Consider the following 19,348-nt stretch of genomic DNA (forward strand, 5'->3'; position numbering starts at 1 on the left):
ATCAGTGCTTTCCCATGAATCGCCCCAACCAGCCCGAAGGCTGGCGGTGCGCTGCGGTCTTCGCATGCTGCGCCGAGAGCAGCCGTTCGACGAGCGGTTGCAAAGCGCGCACATAGGGATCGCCGCGCGCGGTGTCGAGAATCAGCTTGCCCTGGTTGGTCGCCGAGAGCATGGCCAGCGGGCGGTCGGGCAACGTGGCGAGCAGCGGCACATCGAAGCGCTTTGCGATCTGATCGGCCGCCATGCCATAGCGCGGGTCGTAGCGATTGAGCACCAGATGCAAATGGCCGCGATCGACGCCCTTTTCCTCGAGATCGCGCAACATCGACGCAAGCGAAACGATCGCCCCCACGCTCTGGTCGACCACCAGCCAGACCTCGTCGGCCGCGCGTACGAGGCCCGCGACGAACGCCGGGTTCGAGAAGCCTCCCAGATCTGCCACGATCAGATCGAAGAACGCGCGCAGACGGTCGGTCAGCGCGAGTGCGTCGGCGGCCGCCACGCTGCGCATGTCGCCCAGGTCAAGCGGCAACGGCAGCACCGCGAGTCCGCTGGGCGCATGCGAGAGCGCGGTGTGCACCAGCGTCTCGTCGAAGCGCCGCAGGTTCTGTACCGCCTCGGCAAAACTGAACTGGCTTTGCGTGTTCAGGTACAGCAGCCCGTCGCCGGAGGGCAACCCGAGGTCGAGCAGCGCGACATGGCCCAGCAACGACGTATCGACCTTGTCGTCCTTGCCGGCCGCCGCTTTCGCGAGCCTGGCGGGCTTGTCGTCGACGGACCCGACCGACATCTCCTGCCCGAGTTGCGAGAGATGCGCCGCGAGCGTGCTGCAGCCCACGCCGATACGTGCGCCCAGCAGAACGACGAAGCGTCCGTGGCGCTGTGCAGCGCTCGGGCCCGGCGGCGGCGTGTGATCCACCACGCGACGAACCACCTCGAGCGCCTCGTCATGCGTGGCGTGCACGTCGATGAAATCGTGCACACCGGCGCGAATCGCGGCCTTCATGCCGTCGGCGCGAGCCATCGATCCCACGGCCACGAGCGGCAGCTTGGGCGCCACGCGCTTGAGCATCTGTGCGAGCTCGACGGCCTGGGCGATGCCGCCTTCGGGCGCGTCGTCGGCGTGTCCGGTCGGCTCGCCCGAAAAGTCGAGCAGCACGACCTGCGGATCGAGATCGCCAATGCGCTGCTGCAATTGCGCCGGACGCCCCGCTTCCTGCAGCACCACGCCCGCTTCGCGAAGCGCTGCCGAGAGCCACTGTCCGTGGCCCGCGTGCGCACTGCAAAAGAGGAAACGGTGCAACTCGGTCATGGTGTCCAGTATTCGCGTCGGTGCGTTCATTTATGCACTCCTTACTGCTTGCGCGCAGCGCTGCGGCTCCCGCGTCGCCCGGCCCCGTCGTGACGACGGTGCCGGCGCTACTTCGAGAATCCCGGCAGCTCGCTGTCGCTTGCCCCACCCATCAGATAGTCGCCCCACACCGGCCCCGGGCGCTTCTCGCGCGTATCTCCGGGCAACGGCATAGCCACATCCTTGGCCACCGGCTTCACCAGATGCGGCGTGACGACGATGACCAGCTCCTTTTCGGCGCTGCTGTACTTCAGATTCCGGAAAAATGCGCCGATGAGCGGCAGATCGCCGAGCAGCGGCACCTTGTCGACGGCAGCCGTCGTGGTGCGGGAGATCAGGCCGCCGATGACGAAACTTTCGCCGTCGCCCAGTTCGACGGTCGTGTCCGCACGGCGCGTCGTGATCGCGGGGATCTGGATCGAACTGGTCACGATGGCGTTGGTGTAATCGATGTCGGACGCCTCGGGCGCGACCTTCAGCGCGATGCGATTGGGTGACAGGATCGTCGGCGTCACCGTGAGTCCCACGCCGAACGGCTTGTAAATGATGCTCGTGGTGCCGAGCCCACCCGCCTGCGGCACGGGGATCTCGCCGCCGGCGAGAAAGCTCGCGCTCTGTCCCGAGAGGGCGACCAGCGTGGGCGCGGCCAGCACGCGACCGAGACCATTGGTTTGCAGCAGGTCGATTTCGGCGGCGAGATTGAATGCGCCGCGCGTGATCGTGCCGAAGAACGATCCGAAGTTCGGCACGGCGCCGCTGCGGAACGCCGAGTTGAGCGTGGAGCCCACGCCGAAGCTGCCCGAGCCCGAAGTGCGCGAGGCGCTGAAGCTCGCACCCAATTGATTGAGGATGTTGCGATTGATCTCCACGATCTTCACGTCGACCTGCACCACCCCGGTGTCGCCCACCGTCGAGCGGTCGACGACCACCCCGCCCTTGCCCGACGCATCGACGGCCGCCGATTGCAGGCCGCTGTGCTCGATCATCGTATTCGCGTGGCCCTTGATGAGCGCTGCATTGCCACGCGCATCGACGCTGGCGGTGCCGGTGTCGCCGAGCGCCCCTTGCAGGTCCCCGGTGACATGCACTTCCCAGCGCACGGGCTCCCCGCCACGCGGCCACGCCGAGACCTGCGTCGTACCCGGCTTCTTGCCCACGACGAGTACCGAACCGCGCCGCCCGCCGGTGCCCTTGAGCACGACGATGTCAGCCACCGTGGGGTCGGCCACCGCCACACGCTCGAGCGAGCCGGGCACCGGCAACTCGCGCTGCTCGCGAACGCCCATCGTCAGCGAGCGCGTTGCGGCGCTCACGCCCGAGTCGGCCGCATCGGCCAGGCGTACCGATACCGACGCCGAGCACGCGAGCAACGCGGCGAAGCACAACAGCAGTCCCGTAACGCGTCTCGTCTCTCGTTTGGCAGTGCGAACCTGGCTTCTGGTCATGGCGTGGCTGTATCGGTCACTGTGTCGGTTGATGGGTTTGTCGGCGGCTTCGTGTGGCTCAATAAGCGGCCGTCGATCGTTCGGCGCCGCGCACCACCTCGATGGCCCCGCCCGTTGCGCCGCCCGAAGTCCCCGACCCACGCGACGCCGTCGCCCGACGCACCGGCTCTCCCGCGAGCCCGGTCGCGGCGATCCCGGCGTAGGCCTGGTTCTCGGGTGTGGAGAGCGCAGCGCGATCGTCGACCCTCAGACCGGCCTTGCCAGCCAGCACCGGCGGTGGCGATGGGAACAGCGACGTGTCGGGCATGGCGTCATCGCCCGGATTGCGAAGTGCCAGCATGATTTTTCCCTGCTGTGTGCCGAGCATTACCCGGTTGACGTCGGCCACCGGCACGGCGACCACGGCGGACGTCGCCGGCACCGGCGGCGGGTTGCTCGCCGGTTGCGGCGGCGGTGCCGTGGACGCCACGGCCTGCACCGTCGAGGCCACGCCGGGCGACGCCGGCGGCGGCGTCACGTCGTCGAGCGACGCATTGCCGTAGGTCAGCACCCGCACGCGCGAGGCCAGCAGACGTGCCTGCGTGTCATCCGCCACGGCGCCGTTGGGTCCCGCCTGGTTGGTCTTGAGGGTGAAGAAGACGTCCACGTAGTCGCCCGGGCGAATCCGGTTGCTCACCCCGACCGTTTCCGTGACGGGGATGGCGACCGCACGCTCGCCCGGCGCGAGTTGCAATGAGAGACCATGCGCGAGTGTGCCTTGCGTGAGCGCCACGCCGGGCGCCAGCGCCACGAGCGGCACGCGCCCCACCACATCGGCCGGGTTCGAGAAACCGCCCACCGTCTGGCTATTGAACGCCTCGATCTTCACGTCGCCCGCGCCGATCGGCTGCCCCGGCGCGAGCGCCTTGGCCGCCACCACGGCCGGGAAGCGTTGCGTGAGCGTTTGCGTCACCGGCGACGGCGTGGTCGCGGGCGCAGGCGCGTTCGACGTCCCCAGACGCAACGCGAAGAGCGCGAGCAGCACGCCTGCGACAACCAGCACGGCAGCAAGAATCTTGGTGGCTTTGTTCATGGCTTGGGGCCTTTCGGCCGTTCAGTCACTACCTGCGGGACGCCGGCGCACCGGCGGCATGACAACCTGGCAAACCGCACATCGCTTGTTTCGAGCCCGGCACGCAAATCACGCGGCGACACGGCTAACTTCCGCCGATCGTGGACGTATCGAGTGTGACCGCCGCCGCGCCCACGACACTGGCCGGCACGAGCGCCCCCAACCCCGGCCAGTTGACGGTCATGGGCTGCGTCAATGTCAGCGTCACGTGAACGATGCATTGCGAACTGGTGGCCGACCCCGATGCCGGACAGGGATACGTGGCGTCAGCCGGAAAACTGGTGCTCACGACCGACGGTGACGGCCAGGTCAGCGTGTTGGCGATCGCCGACGTGGCGTAGCTCTGACGCTGGGCCATCGTACCCGCGCGCAGCATTGCACGGCCGGCCTCGGAGGCGGCTTGCGTGAGCATCTGTCGGGCGAGAATATTGATGGAGAAAGCGACGGCGACATAGAAGGCAGGCAGCAGGACCATCAGGATCAGCATGAATTCGAGAGCAGCGACGCCGCGCGAGCGCGCACTTAGCCGTCCCGGCCATGCCGATGCTGCCTGTGCCCCAAACCGCTTCATGACGAAACTCCCCGTCGCGCACGGCGCTGTGTGGCCGTGTTTGGCGACGCATTGGTGCTGCTCATTTGCGCGGCGTCGCCCGCGCCTCCCGTTCTAGCGGTGCCGCTTCTTGCAGCACTCGTCCCCCAACACGCCACCTCGGCGACATCTCGAACGACGCCCTCACGCCGTACCGGCTTCGCCGCCGCCAACGACTTCCAATCTTCCGATCACCTCACGACGAGCGCCGCGGCGGCCAGATACGCCCCGTAGGGCAATCCGATGCGTCCATCCCGCCAACGCAGAATGCTTTGCCAGGCTCGCGATGCCGCAAACCGGTCACGCCACCGCGCCAGGCCCCTCACCCGTCCGGCCAACAGCACCAGGGCATGCAGGCCGGCCGCCACGCTCGCCAGACACCAGACCGGCAGCAACGCGGGATATCCCGCCACCAACCCGATCACCGCGAACAGCTTCACGTCGCCCGCTCCCATCACACCCCGCCACCAGAACGGCAGCAACACGATCAACCCGACGAGCGCGCCCAGGCCATGCACCCACCACACCCGAGGTTCGCCGTGCCACGCACGCCATGCCATCCAGGCCAGCGTGAGCGCACCGACGCACAATAGCCACACGTTCGGAATACGGCGCGCAATCAGGTCGGTGACCACGATCGGCACGCACAACAGAGTCAGCAATATCAGCACGCGATGTTCCGCCTCGATACGAGCAATGCAGAGCAATGCCGAGCAATGCGCTCCCCGCGCTAATGCGAGACCGCCGACGTCGCCGCCGACGACACGGTGCTGAAGGCCGTCGTCAACGCGCTGCTCAGGTTCGTGTACACGACCCCGCCGATGATGAGCGCCACGATCGCCGCCAGAATTCCGTACTCCAGTGCCGTAACGCCGCGTTGCCGCGAAAGACGGTGCCCTCGATGTCTTGTTCCCGCTCGCATTGCTTTCATGATGCGCATCCCCGCGAATACAGCATCCGACTTCCCGCAACGGCGTCTCGATGACTGCGGCGCCCGTTGTGTTTTTTTGCATGGGCGGCGGCAGCCGCGAACACGCTCGGCGCCCGCCGGTCGACGTCAGTGAGCGTCAGTGAACGTCAGGCACCGACAGCCGTCACGGCAGAGGTCACTTTCGAGAAGACCGTCGAGAACGTGCCCGTGAGGTTGGCGTAGATCGTGCCACCGATGATCACGGCGACAATCGCGGCGAGAATGCCGTATTCCAGCGCCGTGACACCTCGCTCGTCGCGAGCGAACAGTCGAATACGTTTGCCGAGTTTCATATCAGTCTCCCTCATGAAGGCGCGAGGCGCCCATTCACCCACGGCGGCGCATCATCGGCCTGTCGGCCGCGTGACGCATCCCGCCAAATCACTCATCAATTCTGGACTTCGGCCTCAGGTTCGTTGCGCAGCAAGGCTTTCGAACCTCTTTTACGTTGTACGCCACCAATTCTTTGCTTGTCGACACATCATTTGCGGCGGCGCGCTGATTTTTTCTGATCGTAATTTAAAGTAAATCGCAAAAACTAGAGTCTTGGTTCCAATCACCACCGAGAGTGTAAGAAATCGTTACATGGGTTGATCAAACAATACTCCAAAACCACGCAGCACAACGCTTGCGAGGGAAAACCATGATTTGCGCGACGCCACATCCAATCGCGAATGGAATACACCAGCCGTTTAAATAACTTTTCATTCATTTCCACGCTGCCGACGCCATTGTCGAGTGCAACATCCGCCCCGTTTCATTCCGAGGTCGGACGTACTTCAACGACCGGCCTCGTAATGCGCCCGGTTTCGCGCCCGGTTTACCACCCGGGAACGCGCTCCGCAACACGCTCTATAGCACGCTCCGTATCGCGCGTCGAAACCGCCTTGGCACGCCGGCACAGGCGAGCCAGACGCGCAGTCTTTCCCATCCTTTCCATTCATGATGCGTTCCGGGCCCCGCCCCGCGCCCGAGAGATTGGTTCGTCATTCGATTCGATTTCAATGTCGAAAACTAGCCGTGCCACGCGTGCTGTAACAACCCAATTCGAGCACGACGACCATATCAGCGCGAATTCGCATTGAAGCGGACACGACGCATCCAGGCGCTTCAATTTGTCGGCACCCCGAAGGCTTTTCGAACAGCGGCGTTACGTAACGTTACCCGTAACGCCCGACGTAACGGGAACGGATTTGCGCCCGACACTCGCCATATTCCGATCGCGTTAACCCTGACTTTTACCCATTCCCTGCGAACACCGATCTCTCGATCCAAAAGATTCTTGTTTTCCAAAACGCAAATAAATACAGGCTTTTCAGCCGTTTGACGGAAAAACTAGAGCAAGTCTTCAAATCCGAAATCATTGATTGGCACACCTCTTGCGCATACCCCTGCATCGCAACGCTGAAGATCACCGGGGGGACACCATGATCATTGGCAATACCAAGCAACCGACGCAGCGCACCGAAGCCATCACCGCGCAGCGTCAGCGCATCGGCGGCAACGATCGTAGAGGCGCAAGCCCAGGGAGGGGCGGTGAAGACGGCGGTGGCGTGCGCGCCACCGCCACACCGTTCGATCCGGCCAACGGCCACGCCACGCATTCGGCCCATGCAATGACGGGCTTCGGCAGCGCCGCTGTCGACGCGCTGCTGTTCGCGCTCATCGCACAACGCATGAACAACCGTCTGGCGGCACAAGCCGTGCTCGCCTGATAACGACAACGACCAGAGGACACCATCATGAACAACCTTCAACGCAACCTGCTCGCTTCCGCCTGCCTGCTTGCCGTCATCACGATGACCGGCTGCGCCAGCTCAGGCTCCGGGGGCACCAGCGGCTCGCTCGGCGACGGCGGTGGCAGCGGCACCACGGCCGGCGCTGGCGGTGGCGGCGGCACGGGCGCCGGAACGGTCAGCGACGGTTCGGGAACCGGCGGCTCGGGCACCGGCGGCAATGGCAACACGGGTGGCAACGGCAACGGCGATGGCGGCACCGGCACGAGCGCGACCACCAACCCGATCGGCACGGTCGCCGGTACGGCAAGCACGGGGGTTGTCACCCAAGTCGGCAAGACCGTCAGCGACGTGGGCACGACGCTCGCCGGCACGCAACTCCCGCTGCTGAGCACACAAACGCAATCGGGTCTGTCGGGCGCCGTCGTGTCCACCGGCACCGCCGTGCAGACACTTGGCACGGGCCTGACCAACGGCATCGGCAAGCTCGGTTCGGTCAGCGACCCGCTCAACCCGACGCTCGCCAGCGTGGGCGGGGCGGTGACGAATCTCGGCACGGCGGGCACGCAGTTGGGCAGCGCCGTCGCCGGTCTCGGTCAGACAGGCCCGCTCGGCAGCACGCCGATCAACGGCGTCACCACGCTGCTCGGCGGTGTCGTGACCTCGGTCGGCATGGCCGGCCAGTCGCTCGGTACCGGGCTCACGCAGACCGTTACGAGCGCGCCGGTGCAGCAACTGACGACGTCGCTCTCCTCCGCGATCACTCCGATCACGAACGTGGTGACGAACACCACGCAAACGGTCGGCAATGCGACGGGCCTGGGTACGCCGGTTGCCGGCTTGCTGGCCACCGTGGGCGGCGGTCTGGCCGGCGTGGGCACGAAGATCGGCGGGCAACTCAACAACCCGGTCGCCGCGGACGTTGGCGGCATCGTCGCAGGCGTGGGCAACACCGTGGCAAGTCTCGGCGGCGCCGTGCACGGCACGCCGACCAGCGCCAATCCGCTCGCGCCGCTTACGTCGGCATTGGGGGGATTGACAGGCGGCCTGGGTGGCCTGGGTGGCGCCACTGGCGGCGCCAACCCGCTCGCCCCGGTCACGAGCGTGGTCTCGGGCCTGACGGGTGCGCTCGGCGGTGCCGCTGGCGGCACGCCGGGCAGCAACGCCCTCGCCCCGGTCACGAATCTCGTCGCCGGTCTGACAGGCGGGATCGGTGGCGCCACGGGCGGCGCCTCGGGCGGCAGCCCGCTCGCACCGGTCACCACCCTCGTCGCCAGCGTGACGGGGGCGCTCGGCGGCGCCGCTGGCGGCACGCCGGGCAGCAACGCCCTCGCCCCGGTGACGAATCTCGTCTCGGGTCTGACGGGCGGGCTCGGCGCCGTGGCCGGCGGCGCGACCGGTGGCACTGGCGGCGCGACCGCGGGCGGCGCCCTTGCGCCGGTGACCAACCTGCTCGGCGCGGTCACGGGCGCGGTCGGCGGCGCAACCAGCGCCGGCGGCACCGGAAGCACCGGCCCGCTCGCCCCGGTGACGGGTCTGCTGGGCGGCCTGCTCGGCGCGAAGAAGTAAGCGGCGATGCGCCGAAACCGAATCGAAACTTTCAGAACGACACAGGAGATAGACACCATGAACCTCGCACTCCAACGCACGCTTCTCGCCTCGGCCGCCATCGCCGCCATCGCACTGACCGGCTGCTCGAGCGGCGGTGGCGGAAGCGGTGCCACCTCGGCCGGCACCACGGGCACGCCGAACGCCGTGGGCACCACCGCAACGAACGCGGGCGGCGTCGTGAGCTCCGCCGGCAACGTCGTGAGCGCGCTCGGCGATCAGGTCGCCAGCACGCAGTTGCCGCTCGTCTCGCCGCAAGCGTCACAGGGATTCGGCGGCGCACTCAAGAGCACCGGCAACGCCGTCACCGATCTCGGCAACGGCGTGAGCGCGGGTCTCGGCCAAACCGGCACGTCAGGCGATTCCGTCGGCACCACGCTTGCCAGCACCGGCAACGTCGTGACCGATCTGGGCCAGGCGGGCGTTCAACTGGGTAGTGGTGTGGCCGGCATCGGCAAGAGCGGCCCGCTCGCCGGCACGCCGGTCGACGGACTGACGTCCGCCGTGGGCAATGTGGTATCCACGGTCGGCCAGGGCGGCATCGCGGGCGGCGCAATTCTGAAGCAGGCCTTCACGGGTGGACCGGTCACGCAGGTCACTTCCACGCTCTCGAAGGCGATCAACCCGGTCACCAACGTCGTGTCCGACACCACCCGCACGGTAGGTACCACGACCGGTCTGGGCGGCCCGGTGCAAAACCTGCTCACGACGGTCGGCAACACAGTCGGCACGGTCGGCACGACGATGAAGGGCACCTCGTCGAACGGTGTGGTGACGGCGCTCGGAAACACCGTCATCGCCACCGGCAACACAGTCGGCGGCGTGGGCTCGTTCCTGAACGGATCCACCTCGACCGGCACGGCCAACCCGTTCGGCTCGCTGCTCGGCAATCTCGGCTCGACCGCGGCGGGCGGCAACGCGAATCCGCTCGGCTCGGTGACGGGTCTGCTGGGTGGACTTGGCGGCACCAGCGGCGGGGGCAGCCCGCTTGCGCCGGTCACGGGTCTGCTGAGCGGACTGAGCGGTGCCGCGTCGGGGTCGGGCGGCAGCGCCAGCCCGCTCGCGCCCGTGACGGGCCTGCTCTCCGGCGTGACGAGCGCGGCCGGCGGCAGCTCGGGTGGCGCCACCGCCGGCCTCGGCGGTCTGCTCGCACCGGTGACCACCCTGCTCGGCAGCGTCGCCAGCGTCGGCAAGTAAATCGCAAGTGACACATGGCATCGCGCGCGCCGCCGACGTTCCGGCGCCGCGCATGCCTCAGGCAATTCATCGATAAGGAGATGCCATGGCCCGCTTCCTATCCGACACCGGCGTGCTGATGCGCGGTCTTGGCGAATCCGCCTCGCAATATGCCGAACCCCCGGCCATGCGCGAGACCGCCGGCGGTGTCGGCGCCCGCCAGAGCCACAACACGTACGGCGCCGATTCGGGCGCTGCTTCCGGGGCGACGGCCACTGCCTCCCCGCTCAACGCAACGCACGGCACCATGAGCGACCGACATACGAACCGAAACGATCTCGTCGCCGGCATCGTCCGCTCGCTCGGACGCCGGCTCGCCGTGTACACCGCGCTCTATCACGCAGCGCTGGCCGAACAGCTCGGCCTGAACGTCACCGATCTGAACGCGCTCGACCTGATTCTCGAACTCGAATCGATCACCGCCGGTCAGTTGGCCGAGCTCATGGGCGTGAGTTCTGGCGGCATCACCACCGTCATCGACCGGCTCGAGCGCGCCGGCTTCGTCGAGCGCGAAAAGAATCCGCACGACCGTCGCATGGTGATGATCCATCCGATCGCCGAACGCTGCGCACAGATCGAGCAGTTCCTGTCGTCCGTCTCGCGCGAGCTCACCGCCGTGAGTGCCGCCTACGACCACAGCGAACTCGCCGCGATCCACGACTTCCTGGTGCAGAGCATTCGCACCCTGAAGAGCGAAACCTTCCGTCTGCGCTTCGAGGCCGACCAGGACATCGCCGGTCTGGTCTCCAGTGCCAGGGGCCCCACGTCCAAGGCCTGACGGCCGCCGGCGAACCACGCCCCCGGAAGCGCTCGTCCCTGTTCGAGGAGACATGTCATGTCGAAATGGCTTCACCCCACCTTGCTCGCCGCGCTCGTCGCAGCGCTCTTCGGCGTCACCGGCTGCTCCAGTTCGGGCGGCGGCAGTGGCGCGACGTCGAACACGCCGACAAACCCCAACAATCCCAACACACCGACCAATCCGAACGACCCCAACAACCCGACGAACCCGACAACGTCGAGCAACGGTGTGGTGAGCTCGGTCGGCTCCGTGGTCAGCGCCGTCGGAAACCAGGTGTCCGGCACGACGATTCCGGGCGTGTCGCCGCAGGCCACGCAGGGCTTTGGCGGGGCCCTCACGCAAACCGGTAACGCCGTGACCGATCTGGGCACCGGCGTGGGCAGCGGGCTCGGACAGTTGGGCAAGACCGGCACCGATCCGGTCGGCACCACGCTCGCGAGCACCGGCAGTGTCGTGACCGATCTCGGCAACGCGGGCAAATCGCTCGGCAGCGGCATCGCGGGCATCGGCAAGAGCGGCCCGCTCGCGAACACCCCTGTCGACTCGCTCACGGGCGTGCTGGGCAATGCGGTCGCCACCGTCGGCCAGGGTGGCGTGAGCGGCGGCGCGGCGCTCACGCAGGCGCTCGGGAGCGCACCCGTCGTGCAGGCGACCACGGCGCTCTCGTCCGCCATCTCGCCGATTACGAATACGGTGGTGAGCACCACGCAGACCGTGGGGAACACGACCGGGCTGGGCACGCCGGTGGCAGGCCTGCTGGGCACGCTGGGCGGCGCGCTGAATCTGGCGGGCACCCAGGTGAAGAGCGCCGCGCCGAACGCCGTGGTCGCCAGCCTTGGCAATCCGCTCATGGCACTGGGCAACACGGCGACCAGCGCCGGCGGTCTGCTGTTCGGCAACACGGGCGCAACGAGCCCGAACGCGCTGGGCAATGTGCTCGCCAACGTCGGCAATACGACGGTGTCGCCCGCAACGGCCGGTGGCAACAATCCGCTGGGCGCCCTGACCGGTCTGCTCGGCGGTCTCGGCGGGACAGCAGGCGGCGGCACGTCGGGCGCCAATCCGCTGGGCAGCCTCACCGGCCTGCTCGGTGGCGCCACGGCAGTGACCGGCGGCACCGGGGGCGTCGGTGGAAGCGGCAGCAGCGCCACGAATCCGCTCGGCACCGTCACCACGCTGTTGAGCACCGTCACGACCCCGCTCACGTCGCTCGCCAGCGCGGGCTCGGGCGGCACGACCGGGTCAGGCAGTGCCGCCGGTGTGCTGGCGCCGGTCACCGGACTGTTGGGCGGGCTGGCCAGGTAAGCGGACGCGTCGGCATCCGAAGATCGCGAGGGGGAACGTCAGCGGCGTGCAGGCGCCAATGACGTCGGCAAACCCGGACAGTGAAGCGACACTGCCCGGGCTTTGTCGTGCTCGGGTGTTGCCCCACCTGTCGCCATGGCCCGACGTTTGGGAAATGAGCCATTCCTGGTGTCCGACAGCGTCGCGCGCGAGCAGAATCGCTCGCCGTTCCGCCACCGCGTCGCCCTTACCCGCGTCATTTCCCGACGCCGGGCGACCCGCGCGCGGTTTCCCACGACGCTTCCCCTGACGCACCGACATCATGATTGGCCCAACAAGTCTGCGGCACGCCCCTGCCGCAACGCCCAACGTCGTCCTCGACGAAACGCCTGCCCCCGCCACCCATAGCGAGGCAAACCCCGAGCAAGCGCACCATTCTTCGGCATCCGAAACATCAGATCAGTGGCATGCCCTGACGCGTGAGCAACGGATCGCCAGCGCGCGATGGCGACGCACCTTGCGCGGCGTCCAGACGTCTCCCCGAATCGGACATGACGCCGATCCGCATTACGCGCACGAGCGTCGCTCGAGGGCGTTGACGCAGGCATGGATCGATGCGACGCGCGAGCTGTGCCGGCGCTCGTCCCCGGTGCGCCCGTCGGACCCGCAACAGGCGGCGGCTTTCGACAGCGTGCTCGAACAATTGACATCACTCGTGGACGAAAGCGAGGCGAAAGCGTCGGCATATCAGACGTCGCGTCTCGTGGCTGTCGCGCAGCGCGTCGACGAGATTGATGCGTGGATCGAGACGCACGGCATCGACGCGATGCCTCGCAAGATGCTCGAACAACGTAACGTCGTGACCGCTGCGCTTGTGGATCATGACGTCTACTTCGACCAGTCGATCCCGCAGATCCTGCCCGCGCGCGTGCAACGCATCGACGCGCATGACGACAACGGCCCCGGGGGGTCCGGGTTCTTTGGTGCCGTTTACGCCGACCCCGTCAGCGGCAACATCCTGGCCGCCAATCGCGGCACGGAGATGAACATCGCGGCACGCGCTTACGTCGACTGGAAGCAGAATGTTTTGCAGGCGCTGGGGTTACCTTCACGCCAATACGAGGCGGCCATCGCCTGGGGGAAGACGTTGACGCAGTTGTACCCGGCGTCGCGGCTGATGTTCACGGGGGCACTCGTTGGGCGGTGGCCTCGCTTCGGCGCAGACCTCCGTGGTGGAGCGATCGCACGGCCTGACATTCGACGCCGCCGGACTGCACGAGCGCACGGTGGCCCGGCATCACGCGACACCGGCGTCCTCGCGCGTGGACGCCTATCACGTGCAGGGAGAAGTGCTCTCGCGGGTTCAAAGCGTGGTGCGCACCGCCACGGAAATCGCCGAGCGCATTCCCCTGATCGGCACGACGGTGGCATGGCTGGCACGGCTGTCGATGCCGCATCCGGTCGGCACACGCATCGGACTGCCGCCCGCGGCGCCGTCGGGTTCGCGCGGGACGCAACCGGCGTCTTCCCCGGCCACCAGCAGCCTCGCCGAATCGATCGAGCGTCATTCGATGCCGCAGATGATTCGGTCGCTATTCGTACGTCTGGCACGTCTGGCACGTCTGCCTTCGATGGCATCGGCAAGCCGTAACTTCATACCGCTCGAGTGACGCAGGCGCGAGGCATCCGAGGCAGGTCACGGATCGCATCGGCGGCGCGACTCCCTCGGCGCGGCACCGCCGCGGCAACCCTCGCGACGTCTGGCCACGCATGAACGAGAAGGCCCCGGACGTATCGTCCGGGGCCGTTCCTGAGCCTCGACGACGAAATCGCGCCGAGGTCGATGCACACGTGATGGCCGCTGCGTCCGAACTCGCGGCCGCATCGGCGACCGCTTGCATCACCCTGCTTTACTGCTCGCGCTCCCAGGTCTGCGTGCGGCCCAACAGCGAAATGCCGATATAGCCACGCACGTCGAGCTTCTGACCATCGTCCTTCACAGTCATCTTGCACTTGTAGACCTTGCCGTTCTCCGGATCGAGAATGGTGCCGCCGTCGTAGGTATCGCCGTCCTTTTGCATGCCGCGAATGATCTGCATGCCGAGCATCTTCTGGTCCTTGCGCTCGTCCGTGCACTTCGTGCAGATGCGCTCCGGATCGTCGTTCGGCCCCAATCCCTTGGTGATCACGCCCACGAGCTGGCCATTCTGCTCCGAGATCGTGACGAGGGCCTTCGGCTTGCCGGTGTTGTCGTCGATCGTCTTCCATACGCCGACAGGCGAGTTGTTGTCGGCCGCCATGGCCGCTTTGGCGACGCCGCCGAGCAACGCCACGGCGACAAGCGCGTGAGCACCCAAACGTCGCCACGACGTTGCATTCGAGATCTGCTTCATGATTGTCATCCTCCCAGATACGGATTGATTGTCGTAGGACTCGCGCTGGCGATGAGCACCCCGGCGCATGCACCGGTTCGCACGTGAGTCGCTTTGAAGATTACGCCAAAGGCGTGACGTCGTGCTGAGGAAGTCCTCTAGCTGAGCTCACACGTCTGGCTTATGTGCACGTCAATCGATGTCCCGGGAAAATCGGCTAAGGCTCGCGAATCCACGTCTGTGTGCGGCCCAGCAAGGAGATGCCGAAATAACCTCGAACTTCGAGCTTTTTTCCGCCGTCCACCACGCGGATCTTGCAGCCGTATTCGCTGCCGCTGTCCGGATCGAGAATCTTCCCTCCGGTGTATTCGTCACCGTCCTTGCGCAGGCCGCGAATGATCTCCATGTCCTGGAGCTTCTTGCCCTTGCGGTCGTCGGTGCAGCCATCACAGCGACGCTCGAGCGCATCGCGTCGCCCGAGACTCCTGACAAGCGTCCCCACATACTGGCCGTCGCGCTCGGAGATGACGATCAGCGCCTTCGGGTCGCCGGTCTCGTCGACGATGCGCCACACCCCGACCGGCGAAAGCGTGTCCGCGAACGCCGGTGTCACGGTCGCGCTCATCGCGCTTAGTGCGTAGAGCACGCACAGCCTCAACAAGGCAGGCAGGCAACCGGCGGCGAGCAGACGCCGCCGGAACATGCCGTTCAACATCGCTTTCAAAGGGATCTTCCTGCGAGTGTGCAACGCGCCGCGCCGATTACAGCGGCGGCAGCGCGATGGCGCTCAGGCGCCACTGCACGAGATTGCGCCGGGTGAGCGTAAACGTCACCACGCGCTCGGGGCGGTCGCTGCGCGACACGTGCACGAGGAAGTGGTTGAAATCCTGGAACTCGGTGCGTGTCGTCGTTCGCGGTGGGGCGGTGTCCGCACCTTGCGGCCTCCCACCATTGGACGGCGCGTCGGAAGACGGCGGCGTACCGGACGGTTGCTGCGGTGCCTGGGGCGCTGGGGGTGTCGGAGGTGCCTGAGGCGCCACCTGGTCCGGGGCCGGAGCGCCTGGTGCAGGCGGCAGGCCGGTACTGTCACCGCGCAGCATCGCGGCAACGGCCTCGGGCGTGAGCAATGCCTCGACCACCCGATCTGACACCCAACCGCCAAGTGCCAGCGCCAGTGCACCCAGTGGATTGCTGCGCTGTTTGTCCATCTGACGCGCCATTTGATCGTGCAGGCTCGTCTTCAGGCTGTCGCGCACGGCGGGGTAATCGACGTACGACGAGAGCGTGTCGGCATCGCGGGCGTTCGCGGCTTCGCGCGCACGCCACAGCGTGTAATACGGTGTGCCGAACAGCAGCCCCACCACCACAACCACGGTCACGACGCAGGTCGTGACGATCGAGAGCTTACGCATTTCCAGACTCCGACGTTCAAACAGCGCATGGTAGGGGACGCACGCCAGCCCGCACCCTCCGGCTTACATTGCTTTACAAATCTTTACAGCACGCGGGCGTCCACCCTTTTACTCTCGAAGCGTAGCCGCAACGTTCGTCGCCCATGCTGCATGTCTCTCATCCGCACGCCGGCTGGTGCAACCCGGGTCCGACGCGCGGCAATCCAACCGACAAGGAGGTGGCACCATGCGTCACACCCGACTTGTCCGGATGATGGGTATCGTCATGCTGGCCGGCGCCGCGATGAGCGCAACGGCCCAGGCGGCGTCGGCCAGTCAGTTCTTCCAGGGCTGGTTCGCACAGGGTGCCGAACGTCCCAACGGACGCGGCGATCATCATGGCGGCCCACGCTCCGGACCGTCGCGCCCGCAGCCTCAGGAAATACGGCCGCAGGGCGACCTGCGCGGCGACATCTACAACCATATCCGCGAGCAGCGCCAACCGCCGGCGCCGCCTCCTCCGCCTCCGTCACGCAATCCCAACGGACGACAACGCGGCGGACGCTGAAGACGGTCACCCCCGGGTCGAACAGACAAGATCGGCCCCGTGACATGCGCTGATCGGGCACCGATTCCTCAGTCCCATCGGGCGCATTTTTGCGCGTTTATCTCGCCCTTCCCGGGCTTCCCGACCTTATCCAGGCCTTATCGCGGCCTTATCCCGGCCTGACCGAGCCCGTGTCGCGCCCTGTTTCCGCCAGCAGGCGTCGGCCAACGATGCGACGCCACCTGAAGTTCAGGTCAGCGAAGTGTCCACCACGCGCCGCGGGGCCTCGAGATATTCGCGCGACTGCATTTCCACCAGGCGCGACACCGTGCGCGTGAACTCGTTGGCGAGCGTACCTTCCGTGTAAAGCGCCTCGGGCGGCACTTCGGCGGAAATGAGCAGCTTCACCTTATGGTCGTAGAAAACGTCGACGAGCCACGTGAAGCGTCGCGCCTCCGACGCCATGCGCGGCGTCATGCGAGGTACGTCCGAGAGCACCACGGTGTGGAAGCGGTTGGCCAGTTCAAGATAGTCGTTCTGCGAACGCGGACCGCCACACAGCGTATGGAAATCGAACCACACCACGCCACCCGCGCGGCGCAGCGCCTTCAGCTCGCGTTGCTCGATATGCAGCAGCGGGCTTTCGTCGGGCACACCGGCAATCTCGCTGAACGCCGCGCGCAGCGCACGGTTGGCCTCGTTGCCGAGGGGGTAGTGATACACCTGCACCTGCGCCAGCGTGCGACGGCGGTAATCGATGCCGGCATCCACGTTGAGCACGTCGAGCCGGTCTTCCAGCAATTTGATCGCCGGCAGCACACGGTCGCGGTGCAGACCGTCGGGATACAACGTGTCGGGACGATAGTTGGACGTCATCACGAACTGCACCCCGTTCTTGAACAACTCGGCGAGCAACCGGTGCAGGATCATGGCGTCGGCCACATCGGACACGTGAAATTCGTCAAAACAAATCAGGCGGTATCGCTTGGCGATGCGCCTGGCCAGTTCGTCGAGCGGATCGGGCAAGCCCTTGAGCGCCTGCAACTGGTGGTGCACTTCGCGCATGAACTCGTGAAAGTGCAGCCGCGTCTTGCGCTGGAGCGGCACCACCGAGTAGAAGCTGTCCATCAGGAAGCTCTTGCCGCGCCCCACCCCGCCCCACAGGTAAACCCCCTTGGGCAGTTCCGGATGCACGAGCCACTTCTTGAGGGTATTCGAGCGACGGGACTTGTATGCCGCCCATTCGTCGTAGCATTGTTGCAGACGATCGACGGCGCGCTCCTGCGCCTCGTCGGGCTTGTAGCCGCGCGCGGCGAGCTCTTGTTGGTAGTATTCGCGAACGTTCATGCGGTACGGCGACGGGCCGGGGGGCAAGGGTCATCGGGAAAAAACAAAGGCGAGTCGCCTCGCCTTTGTTCCTGCAAGTCAGCGCGAATCCGCTTACTTGTTCAGTGCGCGCTTCTCGACATCGAGCGCCGCTTCACGCATCACTTCCGACAGCGACGGGTGCGGATGGCAGATACGGCCGATGTCTTCCGACGCGGCCTTGAACTCCATTGCCACCACGGCTTCGGCGATCAGATCCGAAGCGTTCAGGCCGATCACGTGCACGCCGAGGATCTCGTCGGTCTTGGCGTCCGCCAGCACCTTCACGAAACCGTCCGACGAGCCCATGCCCAGCGCACGGCCATTGGCCGCGAACGGGAACTGACCCGGCTTGAACTCGCGGCCCTCGGCCTTGAGCTGCTGCTCGGTCTTGCCGACCCATGCGATTTCCGGCGAGGTGTAGATGACCCACGGAATGCAGTTGTAGTCGATATGCGGCTTCTGGCCCGCGATGACTTCGGCGACCAGCACGCCTTCGTCTTCGGCCTTGTGGGCCAGCATCGGGCCGCGCACCACGTCGCCGATGGCGTACACGTTCGGCACCGACGTCTTGCAATGGTCGTCGACGGGGATGAAACCGCGTTGATCGGCCGCCAGACCGATGGCTTCCAGACCAAGGTTGTCGGTGTTCGGCACACGGCCGACCGACACGATCAGACGGTCGACCTCGAGCGTGTTCGCCTTGCCGTCCTTGTCCGTGTAATGGATCGTGACGTTGTTCTTGCCGGTCTTCACTTCGTCGACCTTCACGCCGACGTGAATGTCCAGACCCTGCTTCTTGAACTGCTTCGCGGCTTCCTTGGCCACGCCCGCGTCGGCGGCAGCCAGGAATTCCGGCATGGCTTCGAGCACGGTGACTTCGGCACCCAGACGGCGCCACACCGAACCCAGCTCCAGACCGATCACACCGGCGCCGATCACGCCCAGCTTCTTCGGCACGGTGTCGAACGAGAGCGCGCCCTCGTTATCCGAGATGAGCTTGTTGTCGACCGGCATGCCCGGCAGATGACGGGCCTTCGAACCCGTGGCAATGATCACGTTCCTGGCCGTGACCGTCTCGACTTCGCCGTCCTGGGTCGGCGAGACTTCGATCTGCACACCGGCGTCGGTCTTGCCGACGAACTTGCCGTGACCCTTGAGCCACGTGATCTTGTTCTTCTTGAACAGGAACTCGATACCACCGGTCATCTTGTCGACGATGCCCTGCTTGCGCGCGAGCATCTTCGAGATGTCGATCTTGACATCCGACGTGGTGATACCGTGATCGGCCAGATGGTGACCGACCTTCTCGAATTCCTCCGACGAGGCGAGCAGCGCCTTCGACGGAATGCAACCGACGTTCAGGCAGGTACCACCCAGCACCATTTTGCCGGTCGGGTTGGTCCACTTCTCGACGCAAGCGACGGAGAAACCGAGTTGGGCGGCGCGGATCGCGGCGATATAACCGCCGGGGCCGGCGCCGATGACGACGACATCAAATTCTTTGTTTGCCATTTTGAGACTCAGTGAAGGTTGACGGCAGG

At 66.2% G+C, this 19,348-nt stretch carries 20 protein-coding genes; 7 read left to right on the plus strand and 13 right to left on the minus strand.

Features of this window, described 5'->3' with window-relative positions; translation table 11 throughout:
• Position 1 precedes the first annotated feature (1 nt).
• The 7 genes from W930_RS0107660 to W930_RS0107690 form a co-directional block, all read right to left on the minus strand.
• Positions 2 to 1,342 (minus strand): MinD/ParA family protein, encoded by a 1,341-nt coding sequence (locus tag W930_RS0107660; RefSeq protein WP_023874605.1) that lies wholly within the window; start codon positions 1,340 to 1,342, stop codon positions 2 to 4.
• A 77-nt stretch (positions 1,343 to 1,419) separates the two neighbouring features.
• Positions 1,420 to 2,796 carry a type II and III secretion system protein family protein gene (locus W930_RS0107665; RefSeq protein WP_029753893.1) on the minus strand — a complete coding sequence of 459 codons (1,377 nt, stop codon included), beginning with the start codon at positions 2,794 to 2,796 and terminating at the stop codon, positions 1,420 to 1,422.
• Between the two features lie 58 nt (positions 2,797 to 2,854).
• On the minus strand, positions 2,855 to 3,868 hold the full coding sequence (cpaB, locus tag W930_RS0107670; protein ID WP_023871577.1) for a Flp pilus assembly protein CpaB: 1,014 nt from the start codon (positions 3,866 to 3,868) through the stop codon (positions 2,855 to 2,857).
• A 124-nt stretch (positions 3,869 to 3,992) separates the two neighbouring features.
• On the minus strand, positions 3,993 to 4,478 hold the full coding sequence (locus tag W930_RS0107675) for a TadE/TadG family type IV pilus assembly protein (RefSeq protein WP_023595649.1): 486 nt from the start codon (positions 4,476 to 4,478) through the stop codon (positions 3,993 to 3,995).
• Between the two features lie 209 nt (positions 4,479 to 4,687).
• Complete coding sequence (locus W930_RS0107680; protein WP_200873090.1) at positions 4,688 to 5,167, minus strand: prepilin peptidase; 480 nt, start codon at positions 5,165 to 5,167, stop codon at positions 4,688 to 4,690.
• Positions 5,168 to 5,226: 59 nt separating this feature from the next.
• Positions 5,227 to 5,427, minus strand: a complete 201-nt coding sequence (locus W930_RS29525) for a Flp family type IVb pilin (RefSeq protein ID WP_224785233.1) — start codon at positions 5,425 to 5,427, stop codon at positions 5,227 to 5,229.
• Between the two features lie 146 nt (positions 5,428 to 5,573).
• Complete coding sequence (locus W930_RS0107690; RefSeq protein ID WP_023595646.1) at positions 5,574 to 5,759, minus strand: Flp family type IVb pilin; 186 nt, start codon at positions 5,757 to 5,759, stop codon at positions 5,574 to 5,576.
• A 1,134-nt stretch (positions 5,760 to 6,893) separates the two neighbouring features.
• On the opposite strand from W930_RS0107690, the gene W930_RS0107695 reads away from it, so the two are divergent.
• From W930_RS0107695 to W930_RS26590, 5 genes are all read left to right on the plus strand, one after another.
• Complete coding sequence (locus tag W930_RS0107695) at positions 6,894 to 7,181, plus strand: hypothetical protein (protein WP_023595645.1); 288 nt, start codon at positions 6,894 to 6,896, stop codon at positions 7,179 to 7,181.
• 27 nt (positions 7,182 to 7,208) lie between these two features.
• Positions 7,209 to 8,771 (plus strand): collagen-like triple helix repeat-containing protein, encoded by a 1,563-nt coding sequence (locus tag W930_RS0107700; protein WP_023595644.1) that lies wholly within the window; start codon positions 7,209 to 7,211, stop codon positions 8,769 to 8,771.
• A 57-nt stretch (positions 8,772 to 8,828) separates the two neighbouring features.
• The gene (locus tag W930_RS0107705; RefSeq protein ID WP_023595643.1) at positions 8,829 to 10,007 is read left to right on the plus strand and encodes a collagen-like triple helix repeat-containing protein; all 1,179 of its coding nucleotides are present in this window, start codon (positions 8,829 to 8,831) and stop codon (positions 10,005 to 10,007) included.
• Positions 10,008 to 10,092: 85 nt separating this feature from the next.
• A complete protein-coding gene (locus W930_RS29100) occupies positions 10,093 to 10,824 on the plus strand; it encodes a MarR family winged helix-turn-helix transcriptional regulator (protein WP_023595642.1) in 732 nt (243 codons plus the stop codon).
• 57 nt (positions 10,825 to 10,881) lie between these two features.
• On the plus strand, positions 10,882 to 12,150 hold the full coding sequence (locus tag W930_RS26590; RefSeq protein WP_023871580.1) for a collagen-like triple helix repeat-containing protein: 1,269 nt from the start codon (positions 10,882 to 10,884) through the stop codon (positions 12,148 to 12,150).
• Between the two features lie 688 nt (positions 12,151 to 12,838).
• Here the strand turns inward: W930_RS26590 and W930_RS0107725 are convergent.
• On the minus strand, positions 12,839 to 13,012 hold the full coding sequence (locus W930_RS0107725) for a hypothetical protein (protein ID WP_235195520.1): 174 nt from the start codon (positions 13,010 to 13,012) through the stop codon (positions 12,839 to 12,841).
• 346 nt (positions 13,013 to 13,358) lie between these two features.
• Between W930_RS0107725 and W930_RS0107730 the strand changes: the two genes are divergently transcribed.
• Positions 13,359 to 13,799, plus strand: a complete 441-nt coding sequence (locus W930_RS0107730) for a hypothetical protein (protein ID WP_152552655.1) — start codon at positions 13,359 to 13,361, stop codon at positions 13,797 to 13,799.
• Between the two features lie 240 nt (positions 13,800 to 14,039).
• On the opposite strand, the gene W930_RS0107735 is transcribed toward W930_RS0107730, so the two are convergent.
• The 3 genes from W930_RS0107735 to W930_RS29105 form a co-directional block, all read right to left on the minus strand.
• The gene (locus tag W930_RS0107735; RefSeq protein ID WP_023871582.1) at positions 14,040 to 14,522 is read right to left on the minus strand and encodes a DUF2147 domain-containing protein; all 483 of its coding nucleotides are present in this window, start codon (positions 14,520 to 14,522) and stop codon (positions 14,040 to 14,042) included.
• Positions 14,523 to 14,718: 196 nt separating this feature from the next.
• Positions 14,719 to 15,126, minus strand: a complete 408-nt coding sequence (locus tag W930_RS0107740) for a DUF2147 domain-containing protein (protein WP_048806678.1) — start codon at positions 15,124 to 15,126, stop codon at positions 14,719 to 14,721.
• Between the two features lie 136 nt (positions 15,127 to 15,262).
• Entirely contained in the window at positions 15,263 to 15,913 is a 651-nt protein-coding gene (locus tag W930_RS29105) for a DUF2939 domain-containing protein (RefSeq protein WP_023871583.1), read from the minus strand.
• A 226-nt stretch (positions 15,914 to 16,139) separates the two neighbouring features.
• On the opposite strand from W930_RS29105, the gene W930_RS0107750 reads away from it, so the two are divergent.
• Entirely contained in the window at positions 16,140 to 16,460 is a 321-nt protein-coding gene (locus W930_RS0107750; RefSeq protein ID WP_141571873.1) for a hypothetical protein, read from the plus strand.
• 228 nt (positions 16,461 to 16,688) lie between these two features.
• Here W930_RS0107750 and zapE read toward each other — a convergent pair whose 3' ends face one another.
• Together zapE and lpdA are read right to left on the minus strand one after the other, a co-directional pair.
• Complete coding sequence (gene zapE, locus W930_RS0107755) at positions 16,689 to 17,786, minus strand: cell division protein ZapE (RefSeq protein ID WP_023595634.1); 1,098 nt, start codon at positions 17,784 to 17,786, stop codon at positions 16,689 to 16,691.
• A gap of 93 nt (positions 17,787 to 17,879) precedes the next feature.
• Complete coding sequence (gene lpdA / locus W930_RS0107760) at positions 17,880 to 19,319, minus strand: dihydrolipoyl dehydrogenase (protein WP_023595633.1); 1,440 nt, start codon at positions 19,317 to 19,319, stop codon at positions 17,880 to 17,882.
• Positions 19,320 to 19,348 lie beyond the last annotated feature (29 nt).

This window comes from Pandoraea sp. E26, assembly GCF_000681415.1.
Lineage (GTDB): Bacteria > Pseudomonadota > Gammaproteobacteria > Burkholderiales > Burkholderiaceae > Pandoraea > Pandoraea pnomenusa.